The organism is Agrobacterium sp. rho-13.3, from assembly GCF_033957765.2.
Lineage (GTDB): Bacteria > Pseudomonadota > Alphaproteobacteria > Rhizobiales > Rhizobiaceae > Agrobacterium.
In genome coordinates, this window is sequence record NZ_CP192775.1 from 1213571 (window position 1) to 1227948 (window position 14378).

15 protein-coding genes are annotated in these 14378 nt (G+C 55.1%); 12 read left to right on the plus strand and 3 right to left on the minus strand.

Annotated features, from left to right (window positions below; genetic code table 11):
• Nucleotides 1–170: 170 nt before the first annotated feature.
• Nucleotides 171–1187: a YeiH family protein gene (locus tag RMR16_RS20470; protein WP_320197457.1), complete on the minus strand. Its 1017-nt coding sequence runs from the start codon at nt 1185–1187 to the stop codon at nt 171–173.
• 107 nt (nt 1188–1294) lie between these two features.
• Here RMR16_RS20470 and RMR16_RS20475 point away from each other — a divergent pair, with 107 nt between their 5' ends.
• The 4 genes from RMR16_RS20475 (at nt 1295) to RMR16_RS20490 (ending at nt 5041) form a co-directional block, all read left to right on the plus strand.
• A complete protein-coding gene (locus RMR16_RS20475; protein WP_320197458.1) occupies nt 1295–2179 on the plus strand; it encodes a LysR family transcriptional regulator in 885 nt (294 codons plus the stop codon).
• Between the two features lie 496 nt (nt 2180–2675).
• On the plus strand, nt 2676–3086 hold the full coding sequence (locus RMR16_RS20480) for a hypothetical protein (protein WP_320197459.1): 411 nt from the start codon (nt 2676–2678) through the stop codon (nt 3084–3086).
• A gap of 1 nt (nt 3087) precedes the next feature.
• Complete coding sequence (locus RMR16_RS20485) at nt 3088–4047, plus strand: dihydrodipicolinate synthase family protein (RefSeq protein WP_432355141.1); 960 nt, start codon at nt 3088–3090, stop codon at nt 4045–4047.
• A 643-nt stretch (nt 4048–4690) separates the two neighbouring features.
• Nucleotides 4691–5041 carry a hypothetical protein gene (locus RMR16_RS20490; RefSeq protein ID WP_320197461.1) on the plus strand — a complete coding sequence of 117 codons (351 nt, stop codon included), beginning with the start codon at nt 4691–4693 and terminating at the stop codon, nt 5039–5041.
• Between the two features lie 88 nt (nt 5042–5129).
• On the opposite strand, the gene RMR16_RS20495 is transcribed toward RMR16_RS20490, so the two are convergent.
• Together RMR16_RS20495 and RMR16_RS20500 are read right to left on the minus strand one after the other, a co-directional pair.
• Nucleotides 5130–5321 (minus strand): CsbD family protein, encoded by a 192-nt coding sequence (locus RMR16_RS20495; protein WP_320197462.1) that lies wholly within the window; start codon nt 5319–5321, stop codon nt 5130–5132.
• Between the two features lie 197 nt (nt 5322–5518).
• Nucleotides 5519–6256 carry a FadR/GntR family transcriptional regulator gene (locus RMR16_RS20500; protein WP_320197463.1) on the minus strand — a complete coding sequence of 246 codons (738 nt, stop codon included), beginning with the start codon at nt 6254–6256 and terminating at the stop codon, nt 5519–5521.
• Nucleotides 6257–6824: 568 nt separating this feature from the next.
• Between RMR16_RS20500 and RMR16_RS20505 the strand changes: the two genes are divergently transcribed.
• The 8 genes from RMR16_RS20505 to RMR16_RS20540 all read left to right on the plus strand — a co-directional run bounded on the left by RMR16_RS20505 (nt 6825) and on the right by RMR16_RS20540 (nt 14365).
• Nucleotides 6825–7508 (plus strand): hypothetical protein, encoded by a 684-nt coding sequence (locus RMR16_RS20505; RefSeq protein WP_320197464.1) that lies wholly within the window; start codon nt 6825–6827, stop codon nt 7506–7508.
• Nucleotides 7501–8763: an ABC transporter substrate-binding protein gene (locus RMR16_RS20510; protein WP_320197465.1), complete on the plus strand. Its 1263-nt coding sequence runs from the start codon at nt 7501–7503 to the stop codon at nt 8761–8763. Before RMR16_RS20505 ends, RMR16_RS20510 begins: the two co-directional genes overlap by 8 nt.
• Nucleotides 8764–8839: 76 nt before the next feature.
• Nucleotides 8840–9760, plus strand: coding sequence for a carbohydrate ABC transporter permease (locus RMR16_RS20515; protein WP_320197466.1), 921 nt, complete (start codon nt 8840–8842; stop codon nt 9758–9760).
• Nucleotides 9753–10622, plus strand: coding sequence for a carbohydrate ABC transporter permease (locus RMR16_RS20520; protein WP_413785937.1), 870 nt, complete (start codon nt 9753–9755; stop codon nt 10620–10622). Before RMR16_RS20515 ends, RMR16_RS20520 begins: the two co-directional genes overlap by 8 nt.
• A gap of 39 nt (nt 10623–10661) precedes the next feature.
• Nucleotides 10662–11756, plus strand: coding sequence for an ABC transporter ATP-binding protein (locus RMR16_RS20525; protein WP_320197468.1), 1095 nt, complete (start codon nt 10662–10664; stop codon nt 11754–11756).
• 15 nt (nt 11757–11771) lie between these two features.
• A complete protein-coding gene (locus RMR16_RS20530; RefSeq protein WP_320197469.1) occupies nt 11772–13079 on the plus strand; it encodes a glycoside hydrolase family 28 protein in 1308 nt (435 codons plus the stop codon).
• A 74-nt stretch (nt 13080–13153) separates the two neighbouring features.
• Nucleotides 13154–14038: a glycoside hydrolase family 43 protein gene (locus RMR16_RS20535; protein ID WP_320197470.1), complete on the plus strand. Its 885-nt coding sequence runs from the start codon at nt 13154–13156 to the stop codon at nt 14036–14038.
• Nucleotides 14039–14059: 21 nt separating this feature from the next.
• Entirely contained in the window at nt 14060–14365 is a 306-nt protein-coding gene (locus RMR16_RS20540) for a hypothetical protein (RefSeq protein ID WP_320197471.1), read from the plus strand.
• Nucleotides 14366–14378 lie beyond the last annotated feature (13 nt).

Sequence of the window (14378 nt, forward strand, 5' to 3'; positions counted from 1 at the left end):
CATTAACGATCATATTCTCCTGCATTTTAAACCCATCCACTGCGCACACTGTAAAGTGTTCCGGCAGTAGAGACCGCGAGTAAGCAGAGCGATTAATGTCCCAGACGCACGCGCCTGGATTGCGGCATCTTCAATCCGACGCAGCCGAGTAAGTTTAAAGGCGGAAGCGACTACCCTTGAAGCGCGGAAATCACCACAAAATAGCTGACGGTCACGAGCAGAAGCAGCGAAATCGAGGATGCCAGAATAACACGCCCGCCCGCGCTCGCCACAGTACGGATATCGACAGAGAGCCCAAGCCCGGCCATGGCGACAATGGTTAGTCCGCTGGAAATCTTCAGCAGCATCTTCACGACGTCGGGCGGGAAAAGACCAAAAGACCGTGCGACCACGACGATCATGAAGCCTATAATAAACCAGGGAACAAGATTACTGAAAGATGTCTTTCGGCCTTCGCGCTGGGCAGCCCTTCCCTCAAAAATCCCCAGAGTGAATATTACCGGCCCAAGCATAAGAACACGAAGGAGCTTGATGACCGTTCCGGTCTGGACGGAGACCAGACCGGCGGGCGCTGCAGCAGCCAAAACTTGCGGAACGGCGTAGACAGTCAGTCCAGTAAGCGCACCATATTGCGCTGCGCCTAAGCCCGCATAGACGTAAAGAAGCGGCAGAAGAAGAACAGCAGCGACACCCAGAACTGCGGTGAAAGCCAGCGCGGAGGCAACCTCGTCGGAATTCGCTTTGATGACCGGTGCAACGGCAACGATTGCCGAATTGCCGCAGATTGAGTTTCCGCAGGCAATGAGCATTGCGAGCCGAGGAGACAGGCCAAGAAACCGAGCTACCGCAAAGCTCACATAAATCGACAGTGTAACGATCGCTGCTACAGCAATGATCAGCGTCAGACCAACACTCATTATGGTGGCGAAACTGATCGACGCTCCGAGCAGAACGATGGCAATCTCCAGAAGTGTCTTGGAGCTGAAATTGATACCCGGCCGCCAAGCCTGTCGGTCGCAAAAGACGATGCGCGTCACGATACCGATAATAATCGCAAAGACTAACGCCTCCAGGAAGCCAGCACCAAGCAAGGCATGCTGGATGCGTTCCAAACCATAGGCCGCGCCTGCGACCGCGACGCAGATGGCAAGGCCGGGAGATATCTGGCGGATTCTGGAGAAATTCATAAAAGACCTGTTTCTGCTAATCTTACGAAACAGATTTTTCAGCTAATCAAATTTACTTCCATCGAATAATCTTCTACGTTTCATTCGGAAAAACAGAATGATTTCCTATGACTTTCGAACAACTTGCAATTTTTGTCGCCGTCGCGGAACGAGAGCATCTGACAAAGGCTGCCGCCGCGATCCACTTGACGCCGTCTGCCGTCAGTGCGGCAATACGCAATCTCGAACACCACTATGGCGTAGAACTATTTCACCGGATTGGCCGGCGCATTGAACTCACCCATCCAGGGCGTATATTCCTCGATGAAGCCCGTATGCTTCTGGCGCGGTCGCGATCCGTGGAACTGGTTCTCAGTGAGCTTGGGGGCATGCAGCGCGGCTCTCTCAGTGTCTTTGCCAGCCAGACAATCGCCAGCTACTGGCTGCCACCGCGCCTGATGGAGTTTCATAACAACTTCCCCGGCATAGAGTTGAGGTTGACCATAGGAAATACACGCACCGTTGCGGATGCGGTCATCAGCGGCGAGGCCGATCTAGGCTTGGTTGAAGGAGAGCTCGACGAACCTGCGCTTGCAGCCTCCATCGTAGCCCATGACGAACTGGTGGTCGTTGTTGCTCCCTCTCATCCGTGGGTGGGAAAGAGAGCCCTCGAAGCCGAAGATGTAAAGGAAGGCAGATGGGTTATGCGCGAGATCGGGTCTGGTACTCGATCCGCCTTTGAGGAAACCTTGAATAGCCTTGATATCAAAACCGGCATGCTTGATATCGCACTGGTCCTCCCTTCAAATGAAGCCATTCTATGTGCCTTGCTGGCGGGGTCCTGTGCGGCTGCCGTCTCGCGGCTTGCAGCACAGCCATATCTGGAGAGCGGCAAGCTGTGCGAGGTCAATTTCGTAGTATCGGCGCGCGAGTTTCGCCTCCTGAGGCACAAAGAGCGCCATGCGAGCAAAGCTGCGCTGAAACTTCTCGATGTCTGTCATCAAGCCAAATGAAAACAGCAAGGGCTACGGTGATCGATATGGCGTTATTTAGCGTGATACGAAGCTGGTAACTCGTTCAGGTAGTCAGAGGCTTCGGATTCGATCGGATCACCAGTTGCATGGTTGATGATGATTTTATCCCTACCGAGTGCACGCAACAGGGCGCCATCCGCAAACAGCGCATGCAGATCCGCATCGTTTCGTAGACACATGCACAGGACATCGACACTGCCGCCGGTTTGACGGCGCTAAATATTTTGAAATGCGTTGCGTCTCCGAGGACGGCGTAGGATGCTTCTCGCCGCGCCCACACAGGAATAGCGTAGTGTTCGGAAAATGCGGTGGCCATCTACGTGCCAAACTATTTGATTGGGTCGAGATTCAGAGGGCAGATGAAGTCCACAGGGCTTGTACTTATTATTTCTTTATTTTTCAGTCTCATTTACCCAATCGAATTCCTATTCCGATCAGGACTAAAACGTAGACCGTTTACAGTGTAGCGGTTTCAATGCAGTCAAATATCTTAAACATCACCGACCTTTGCCAACGTCTCCAGAATGGCACGAGATTGCGTGAAGACCACGTCTGGGTTTTGGCAAAGCAGGCTTTTCCGCAGCTCTGTTCGACAAACAATACATCAGGAAGACGCTTTGGAGCACTTCTCCAGGCAAACGCACTTCTTGATGCTTTGCTTTTCGCCGTGTCGGCGCTGCGTCCGTCTGTTTGCCTCGAAACCATGCGGAGAACAGGTGACGGCTGGATGTGCTCGGCCTCTTTTGCAAATGACGCGGCTTCCTGGAAGGCAGTCGGCCGACATGCAGATTTGGAGGGGGCCGTTTTTATCGCACTCTTCGCCATCCTGAAGCGCCTGCGGAGAATTGAAATGAAGACCATTATCAATACCGTCAAGGAAGTCTGAAATGCAGAGAACTTTGCACGCACATCATCGTTTTTCAGGCCCGATGACCGCCCTGATTACGCCGTTCCGCGGGGGTGGTGTCGATTATGCTGCATTCGATCATCTAGTGGAGTGGCAGATTGATCAGGGGATGAGCGGCCTGGTGCTGAACACTTTGATAGCGGAGGGACCAACCCTCAAAACTGAAGAGCGCCGGAGTTTGATCAGTCGCTGCGTTCACCTGACAAGAGGCCGAATTCCGGTTATAGCCGCGACAGGCACCAACAGCACGGCCACAACAATTGAGAGGTCGGTCGAAGCCGAGAAACTCGGTGCTGACGCCATACTCGTGGTTCAGCCGTATTACAGCCGGCCAAGCCAAAACGGCATCATTCACCATTTTCAAGAGGTGACGAGGAGCGTCCAGCTCCCCGTTTTCATCCACAACGATCCCCGCCACGCCGCTGTCGAAATCGCCATGTGCACCATGGCAAGACTTTTGCAGATTCAGGGTGTCATCGGTCTTGTTGATGACACCTGCATTAGCGGGCGCAACGCCCAATTTGGAGATTTCGTCTATCTGTCTGGCGATGATCTGGCAGTCGAGGACATGCTGGCAGTCTCAAATGGATCGATGTCTGCTGTGGCCAATCTTTGTCCTGCAACGGTGTCGTTGATGCATCGAGCAATAAGGATGGGTGATTTGTACCAGGCACATCAGGCACATCAACAACTGCATGTATTGGCAGGAGCGCTGTCGTTGGAAAGCCCTCCTGCATCGGTCAAGCACGCATTGTCTTGTCTACGCGGTATCGATGATTCAGTGCGCCTGCCAATGACGAACATCAGCGACGCTACAGCCGATGCCATTATGAGAGCGCTGAAGCCACTGCGGTCGGCACCCGTCAAGGTTCCTCAATCGCATTTGATCTTGGAAGCAAGGACAGCACGCACTTCAAAGGCCCATGGTGCGTCATTCTGAAGGTTTCTTACGCCGATACCTTCCCTGCCATCAACGCCACGATCTTGAAAAATACCTCCTGCATCAGGACATCTCGCAAATGCATGAACGATTGGGATTTTACTACAGGCTGCAGTCAGAACTACGGCGGAGAGTTGTCTCAGACCAGGCAGAGGGAGACAAAGTGCCCCTCAAACGTGCGCCAGCGGTGACCGAGTTAACGATGTTCGTTCGTCTGGTGGCAGTCGTCGGCGGGCTGATCCTTGCGGTGTCGCTTATCATGGGCAGCATTCAGTAACGGAAAACGACCTGTCCTTTTATCATCAAAAGCAGAGAGCGATTTCTGCGCAAAGGAAAAGACAAATGGAACGGCAAAACGAACCTGACCCATCACCACGAAGTCGGTTCACCATCGGCTGCAATAAAAACGGACGCTGGCTTGTCTGTGACACGCTAGGGCTTGTGGGGGGCATATTTATCGACAAAGCGTCGGCCATTCGCTTCGCACGGACGGAGAGCGGCGGACGGTCGAGTCATGTCTGTTGGAGAATCCGGAGCCAAAATTTGGAGGTGAACGATGTCTTCAGAGTTGGCTCAACGATGCGCTACTCAAGCTGACGACAAGACGATGATATCGCAGTTTTAGGATTCAACGTAAATCATCATGAAAGTAAAAAACCTGTATGCTTATCAACTCGAAAACGTTGAAATAGCGTGGAACAACCTTGTCCGATGCGAGGACTACCGCAGCAAACTCGCCAACATCTATGCGTTGGAACAAGATCAAGAGCTTCGACAAACCCACCTTGCAAAACTTGTCAAACTCGAAGAGTTTTGTGCAGCTGCTATCGAAGCTGGCCGGAGCATCGGCTCAAAGGGGCACTTTCTCGTCAAACCGCATTTCGGCTTCGTCCCCACGAGACATTGTATGTCGGTCTATTTGATTTGGACGGATGACGATCACGGTAGCATGTATGTGGTGTCGCCTGTCGAAATGCCTCATCTGGAAAACTAGCCATTTCAGTCTTTAAGGCTCTTCGAATTCGTCCCCTGAATCGAAAAAAGCCCCGAACTAAGTTCGGAGCCTTTTGGGGTCTTGACCGTTATGCCCGGTCGATGACGTCTTTGACTTTTTCTTTTGCCTCGCCCTTGGCCTGCTGTGCATGCCCCTTGGCTTCCTGGGCCGCACCCTTGGCTTCCATCTCGCGGTTGTCGGTCGCATCGCCTATTGCCTGACGAGCTTCGCCAGCAACTTCGTTGACCTTGCCTTTTATCTTGTCCATGGTGCTACCCATTATCGTTCTCCTTTTAGAGCCGCATTGCTCGATTGGTAAAACAACGGACAAAAGCGTATTATGGTTCCTCGGAAATTTCGCTAGTCGCGCCGACTTTGCCAATCCTGACGTTGTCGACGGTGTGTCCAACCTGTGCCGGCAGAATTTAGTCCCATTAAACAATGAACCGATCCAACCTACATCTTCTTGTCTCACCACTAGAGGACTGAGTTTGAAATGCCCATGTTTTGCAAGAGGGTCCATTCGCGGTAGCGTTTGCGGCCCTTCTCAAGATGCGTTCTCATGGCCGCTCGCGCCTCGAGAGAATTTCGCGATGTGATAGCCTCATAGATTCCATAGTGCTCCGCATGGACTTCAGCCAAAAATTTACGGCGGTCGTCTTCGCTCTCGACCGACGTATCTAGCACATGGCGCGGAATGAGCAGGTAACCAAGGTCGTCGAGAAACATGAGGAATCGGCTATTTCCGGTGGCGATGGCGATCTCCCGGTGGAAAATGCGATCCGTATTGCTGCCGCCGGACACTGTGAGTGGATCATTTCCAGCGGACCTCAACGCGGACTCCATACGCAGGAGGTGTGTTTCTGTTCGCCGCTCGGCCGCGAGGGCCGCAGCTTCGGTTTCCACACTCATTCGCAGTTCCATCATTTCAAGAACGGCGCCTGCGTCCTGAGGCTCCTGCATGCAAAGTGAGTTGATCCGCGGCCGTTCGGCCAATCTTACAAACACGCCGCTGCCACGGCGAGACCAGAGCAACCCTTCTGCGGTCAAGCTGGCGACCGCTTCCCGGACTACCGTGCGGCTAACGCTGAACATTGTGCAAAGCTGTTCGGCAGTCGGCAACTTAGCGTCGGCAGCAAGACCCTGCTCTTCTATCATCTTCACGATTCCGGCCTTCACCTGATCAGTAAGGCGGGCCGGTACGGGCGGGTTCATGGAATTTGACACCTCTCAAATTTCAAATGGTTCATACTTCTTAGGGCATGCAGTTACAACAACCAACTGAAGCGTTTCATGCGTGACATGCGACAGCCAAGGCAGCGCATGGCGCTCTGTCACTTTGTCGAGGTCCTTCCGCAAATATGGGGCGCAAGTCCCGCGACAGCGAACCCGAAACTGAAGATTCCGTCCTTTTCCATACCAGGCAGCCCCTAATCCAGACTAGTGACGTAGAATTTGCAAACGTCCGGCCCACCGAAGCAAGGCATGGTTGCTCCGAGGAATTCGACGATGTGATCCGTGAGTTTGGAAGTCGCTGAAAAACATTCAACGGCCACCTCCGCAATATTCAGCGCCGGCGTCAATCATCGGGACAGGCGATTCCGAAGATTGACGCTTACGGAAGGGGGAAGTCAAACGGACGCCGTTAAAGGAGTAATACAGAAAATAGCCATGGATCCTCAAAATTGACAAGGAATACGATTTATTTAAAAGTAGTAATATTTATTATTGACAGGGGTGCTGGCAGTTGCCATTCATAGGCCACCGGCGGGAGGCGGTGCAGATGACGATGATACTACTGACGGGCGCAAGCGCCGTTTCAGCGATGCACCTGCATGCACATATGCTGGCTGCTGGCCGTCGTGTTATCGCCACCGATGTTCGCCTTGCACGCGATCCGCATGATGTTGTGGAAATAGATCTCGTCAATGCCAACACCGTGGATAGCGTCGACGAAATTGTGCACTTCAGCGCCATCTCGAACGAGAAGAGCTGGAGTTTCATCCAGTTCGAGAACATTGAGCGTACGCGCAATATTGTTGAAGGCGCGCGCGGGCACGGTGTCATGGGATTCCTTCCAACGGCTGATGTATCCATTCGCCTCAATGCGCCTGTCCGGCCTGATACGATGTACGCGGTCTTTCCGCCCAAGTCGTCGAGAGACACTCGCAATTTCTACGATCGGGACGATGTCGCGCGCCCTGTGAACGGCGGACTTGATATGCGGGACCTTGGTTTCCGCACCGTTTATGCTCTCTCGGACAACCCCAATCCATTCTGCGTCAACGAGCCTGATCCCGGCCTTAGAAGGCTACAGGCATCATGCCAGGTCTATGCCGCCATCGCTCGGGAAGGGGAGACCAATTTCGAGGATTCGGTCAATTGCATGATCGATGGCGCTTTCGATCACCACGACAGTCGTTCGGAGAAGAACCGAAATTTGCTTCAGGAGGAGAATGATGTCTAAACTTGTGAAGGGTTTATTGCTGGCTGTAGTGGCCAGCGTCCCCCTGCTCGCATCAGCAGCGTTCGCGCAGGACAAGGTGACGCTGCGCTTGGTCTGGTGGGGATCGGAGGGCCGCACGAGTGCGACGCTTAAGGCGATCGAGCAGTTCGAAGCACGCCACCCAGATATCGATGTTCAGGCCGAAGCCTTGCCATTCGACGGATATATGGACAAGGTTTCCACCCAGATCGCGGCAAATGATGCACCCGACGTGATCCAGTTGCCGATCGAATATGTGTCGCAGCTTGCATCTGGCGGCGCGCTGCTCAATCTCGATGCGGTCGATCTGGAAAAGCTGGATGCCGCCACCACGCGGGCCGCCAATATCGACGGCAAGCAAGTGGCCGTAGCCTCAGGCCTGTCTGCAACGGCAATCGTTGCCAACAAGAGCCTCTTCAATGCCGCCAATGTACCACTTCCGGACGATGCGACCTGGACGTGGGATGACTTTGCGGCCACGTCCAAGGCCATCTCGGAAGGCAGTGCGCCGGGTGTCGTTGGCACCCAGGCTCTTGGAATCGATCTTACCTCGTTCGAAGCCTATCTTCGGCAGAATGGCTCCCAGGTGTATGATGCTCAGGGTAATATCCTCATCGAGCCTGAAGATGTCATCCCCTACCTTGAACTAACCAAGAAAATCATCAAGGAAGGCGGCTCTTACGGCGCTGAAACCTCGTCGGAAGTCATCGCACTCCAGGTCGAGCAGACACCTTCTGCGACCAATACCGCGGCAATGGGTTTCTGGGCTTCAGCACAATTTACCGCTCTTGCCAAGGCATCGGGCAAAGATCTGATACTCCTGCGTCTGCCGAGCATGACCGGCAAAGCCGGCACCCATCAGATGTCGATCGGCGTAGCGCAGTATTGGTCGGTCTCGTCGCGCTCAGCCCATCCCGCTGAAGCCCAGGCGCTACTCGACTTCATCGTCAACGACGTGGACGCTGGCAAGACCCTGCTGATCGTGCGCGGAACGCCGCCAAACAGCGATGTCCGCGACGCGATTGCCAATAATCTTTCCCCCAACGATGCGGTTGCCGCCAACTTCATCGGCACGTTGAGCACAGAAGCCGTTTCTGCTCCACTTCCCCCTGCCGGTTACGGCACGTTCCGCGATATCTTCCGCCGTTACACCGCTCAGTACCTCTTCGGCCGCCTTTCCGCCGAAGATGCTGCCAATCAGATGATCGGCGAACTCAAGAACAATATCGTTCAGTAAAAATCCTGGCCCGGCCCCTCGTGTCCGGGCTTCCCACCGTGCATCGGCGCGGTCACCCCTAATATTGGTAACGCTAATGAGTGCCCTTAACGAACTGCGCTCCCTGGGTAGCCAAAGCCGTCGCGGCAAGGGCAACACGCTGGTTGCCTATGCTTTTCTGCTGCCTTGGCTAATCGGCCTTGTCGTCCTGACCCTCGGGCCCATGATCGCTTCGCTTTACATTTCCTTCAGCAAGTACAATCTGATTCAGCCTCCGCGCTTTATCGGCTTTGACAATTACTTGCGCATGTTCTCGGATCCGCGGCTTTTCAATTCGCTCCGCGTGACATTCACCTATGTTCTGGTCTCGGTGCCGCTACAGCTGCTTTTCGCCCTGATGGTCGCCGTCGCCCTCGATCGTGGCATGCGTGGACTGGCCCTCTACCGGTCGATCTTCTACCTCCCGTCTTTGCTTGGTTCGTCCGTCGCCATTGCCATTCTGTGGCGTCAGCTGTTCGGCACTCAGGGATTGGTCAACCAGGTGCTGGGGATGGTCGGAATTCAGGGAATGGGCTGGATCTCGAACCCCGACACTGCCCTCGGCACGATCATTCTGCTCAATGTCTGGACTTTCGGCGCGCCGATGCTGATTTTCCTGGCAGGTCTGCGTCAGATTCCGTCTCTTTATTATGAGGCGGCCAGGGTCGACGGGGCGTCCAAGCGGCAGCAGTTCTTCACGATCACTCTACCTATGCTGACACCGATCATCTTCTTCAATCTCGTGCTGCAGATCATCGGCAGCTTCCAGTCCTTCACCCAAGCGTTCATTGTTTCGGGGGGCGACGGCGGACCGGTGGATTCCACCATGTTCTATACGCTCTATCTTTATCAGAAGGGGTTTGCGCAGCTCGACATGGGCTACGCATCGGCGCTGGCTTGGGGGCTCGTCTTCATCATTGGCGCCTTTACGGCCATCAACTTCTTCGCGGCTCGCTATTGGGTGTTCTACGATGACTGATCCAACTGTAACTACTGTGGCCCGGACTCACAATTTACCTTGGTACGTTTCGTTCCGCCGACACGGTGTCATGATCGCGGCAAGCGTCGTGATGATCTATCCGCTGCTCTGGCTATTGGTCAGCTCACTGCGTCCGAGCGACGAAATCTTCCGTAACCCGAGCATTTGGCCGCTGTCTTTCGACATCAGCAATTACGTCAACGGGTGGACGGCGCTGCAGAGCCCGTTCGGCACTTACCTCGTCAATTCCGCAATCGTCACTATCGGCTGCGTGATTGGCAATCTGTTCTCCTGTGCATTGGCGGCATATGCCTTTGCGCGCATGGAGTTCTTTGCGAAGCGAATCATGTTCGGGATCATGCTTGTGACCATCATGATCCCGATCCACGTGATCATAGTGCCGCAGTATATCATGTTCGCTCAGATGGGCATGGTGAACACATTCTGGCCGATCATCCTGCCAAAGTTCCTTGCGACCGACGCCTTCTACATCTTCCTGATGGTGCAGTTCATCCGCGGCATTCCCCGGGAACTTGATGAAGCTGCCCGCATCGATGGTGCCAATCACTTCCGGATTTTCTTCCAGATCATCCTGCCGTTGATGATGCCGGCACTCGCGGCGACTGCCGTTTTCACTTTCATTGGCTCCTGGAATGATTTCTTCAGCGCCCTGATCTACCTGACAAAAAACGAGGTTCGCACAGTTCCTGTGGCGCTGCGCGGTTTCATTGACGCAACCGGATCATCATCCTTCGGACCGATGTTCGCAATGTCGATTGTGTCTCTGGTTCCTGTCTTCTTCGCTTTCCTTTTCGGCCAGAAATATTTGGTCAAAGGAATTGCCACCACCGGTCTCAAGTAAGCGGCGCGCTTATCGCCAGCGACGCAATAGGATAAACGTATGTCCCAGAACACCGTCTCCAACGGCACCCGTGCCGGAATTTCTCTCAAGTCCATCCGCAAGCGGTTCGGCAGCCTGGAAGTCATCCACGGCCTCGACCTCGAAATTGAGGGTGGCAATTTCATCGTGTTTGTCGGCCCCTCGGGCTGCGGTAAGTCCACGTTGTTGCGCACGATCGCCGGGCTGGAAGATGTTTCGGAAGGCACGATCATCATCGACGGGGCCGACGTCACCGATGCAGAACCGGCCAAGCGCGGCATTGCGATGGTATTCCAGTCATACGCGCTCTATCCCCATATGAGCGTAAGACAGAACCTGGCCTATGGTCTTAAAGTCACAGGCACACCTAAGGACGAGATCGAGCGTCAGGTGGAAGCGGCCGCCGAGGTGCTGCAGATCACCAAGTTGCTTGACCGCCGCCCGCGTCAGCTTTCTGGCGGTCAGCGCCAACGCGTGGCAATCGGCCGCGCCATCGTACGCAAGCCCAAGGTCTTTCTCTTCGACGAGCCACTGTCCAACCTCGATGCCGAGCTGCGCGTCAGCATGCGCATCGAAATCGCAAAGCTGCACCAGCGGCTCGGCAATACGATGATCTACGTGACGCATGACCAGACAGAGGCCATGACGCTTGCTGACAGGATCGTCGTGCTACGCGATGGACGCATCGAACAGGTCGGTAGTCCAAAACAGGTCTACGAAGATCCGGACAACGAGTTCGTCGCCGGCTTCATCGGCTCGCCACGTATGAACTTCCTGCCCGGCAGCGTAAAAGCCGGGGGAACAATCATCTGCCAGGGCGCAGAAGTCGCCGTTCCCGTTTCCGGCGCGCAGCAGGAAGGCAATACGGTCCGCTTGGGTATCCGGCCCGAACATCTGTTCGTTACACCCGCAAGTGCGGCCACCTTTGCCGTTCGCGTCGACTACGCGGAATATCTGGGTACCAACGGCTACCTGTATTGCACCACCAGGGACGGCGAGCCGATCGTCGTCGAACTCCGCGATACCGAGGCGCCGGAACAGGGCGTCGAGGTGTATTTGGGGTTCGATCCGGTCAAGGCGCGTCTCTTTGACACTCATGGACAGCGCATCCGCTAAGGACCAGGATTGATCATGACAATTGTAATCAACATCGCACCGGGTTCCGCACCCGATCACCTACAGGGCGAAATAGACAAGCTCTCCGCCGCCGGTGGCGGACAGGTCAGGCTGCTCCCCGGCCAGCACGTCTGCGGCCCACTGCAATTGAAGAGTGACATTGATCTTCACCTCGAGGACGGTGCCGTGCTCTCACCCGTTCCTGATCACGCTCTGTATGAAGCTAACATCTCAACCATGCGTGTCGAGGGAAGCGAGAGATGCATGATCCTCGGTCAAAATCTTGAAAACGTTTCCATCACAGGCCTCGGCACGATTGATGGTGGCGGCTCACATTTCGTGGCCGGCGACGACGCCGAGGCTGGCGTCTATATTCCCCTTGAGCCCAGGTTGCGGACCGTGGTTCTGGAAGAGAGCAGCAACGTCCGCATCGAGCAGCTGACGCTGCGCGAAGCCTCCAGCTGGACCATGCATCTCATCCACTGCACCAACGTGACTGTCGATGGCTACAAGGTGCTCAACGACATGCGAATGCCCAATACAGACGGGCTCGTCCTGGATGGATGCGTCAACGTCAGTGTTCGCAATTCCGTAATCCGGACAGCAGACGACGGCGTGGTTCTCAAGACCTGCCAGAGTCAGCCGCAATGGCATTGCACCGACATCTCGATCACCGACTGCATCATCGAAAGCGGCAGCTGCGCTATCAAGATCGGCACGGAAACGTTTGGCAATGTTGAGCGCGTCAGCGTCGACAATTGCACTCTAGAGGGATGCAACCGCGGCCTCGGTATCCTGTCGCGCGATGGCGGGGAAATTTGTGACATAAGCTATCGTAATGTCGATCTGGATTGTCGCGAGACCCCTTTCGGCTTCTGGGGCTCGGGTGAAGCTCTGACCATTACGCAGCTCGACCGGCGTTCTAGTGTTCCTGCCGGCAAAGTGCGCCGCATCCTCGTTGAGAACATGACAGGCGTGCATGAAGGGGCTGTCAATTTCTATGCGGCCCGGCCGGGTGATATTGCTGAGGTCACGATTAATGGTGTTAGGCTCACTCAACGTCCGGGCGTCTTGGGCACCGGGCAACAGCAGGATATTCGGCCCACCGAGGCAGACCTTACCCCGTCCAAGGACGCCGCGGGCCGTGTTGGCGCCTGGGTACGTGACGATAATGGCCGCATTATTGGTCTCAACGATTATCCGGGCGGCATGCCGGGCCTGTTCAGTTACAATGTCGCCAACCTGTCACTGTCCGATGTCGAGATAACGCGACCATCGCCAGTTCCGGATGGCTGGAACCCCAATGTCATCGTCATCAACTGAAACTTCCCCGAGCCGTGATGAGGGAGGTGGAATACGATTGTCGGTCCACCTTTCTCTCCTCAAACGAGTGCCCCATGACCAGTGCCGCCGAGAATTTCTTCCTGTTCAGCTATTTTACCAATTCGGACGATGGAAAATCGGGCATGAGGCTCGCGGTCAGCGATGACGGATTGACCTATCGGCCGATCAATCAGGGCCGCCCCTTATTGGAACCGGCAGTGGGTGAATCGCAGCTGATGCGGGACCCCTTCGTGCTCGCGGATCCCAACAGCGAAGTCTATCATCTGGTGTGGACCACTTCCTGGAGTGGCAAGACCATCGGCTACGCTTCTTCGCCCGATTTGGTGCGATGGTCCGAGCAACGTTCGTTGCCGGTGATGGACGCCATGCCCGGCGTGCGCAATTGCTGGGCTCCCGAAATCATCCACGACCCGACATCGAACCAGTTCGTCATCTTCTGGTCGAGCACCGTTGTCGATGACCGAGGCGGGGTATACACCGGCACGAACATCCGCGATCACCGTATTTACTGCGTCACCACGCCCGACTTCATAACTTTCTCGGAGCCACGTCTTCTGTTCGATCCGGGTTTTAATGTGATCGATGCCAGTTTTCTGCGTACGGCAGATGGGTTGGTGCTGTTGATCAAGGACGAGCGCAGTATGCCGGAAAACAAAAACATCCGCTGGACTGCGGCCCGAAGCCCATTTGGGCCCTTCGGACGTATTTCAGACCCGATCACGAAAGATTGGGTGGAGGGGCCTACTGCTGTCCGCCTTGGTGATGAGACGATCGTCTTGTTTGATCAGTATCGACTAGGCAAGTATGGTGCTGTCGCAACCCGCGACTTTGAACACTGGTATGATGCGACCGACCGCATCTCGATCCCCGAAGGGGCCAATCACGGCAGCATCATGCCCATCAATTACGCCACCTATCTGCGACTGACCGCGCTATAGCCCCAAAAGAAAGACCATCAAGTGATCCTGCGGCGTAGGCTTGGCGAAATCGATGGTGTAGAAGTTTCGGGTTTTCGCCTTTCAGGCGAGGACACGGACATCGAAGTGATGAGCTTTGGGGCGACCTTGACGCGGCTGGCACGGACAGTCCGCTTTGGCACGGTCGCCGATATCGTCCTTTGCTACGACGATCTGGCCAACTATGCAACGGCACCTGCCGTGGGGGGGGGAGCCATCTGCGGCCGGCACGCCAATGGCCTCGCGGAAGGTCGGCAGATGTCACGCTCCTTGGGCTCCAGTGTGCCGATGGGGTGTTTGTCAAAATAGATATCTCCGTCGC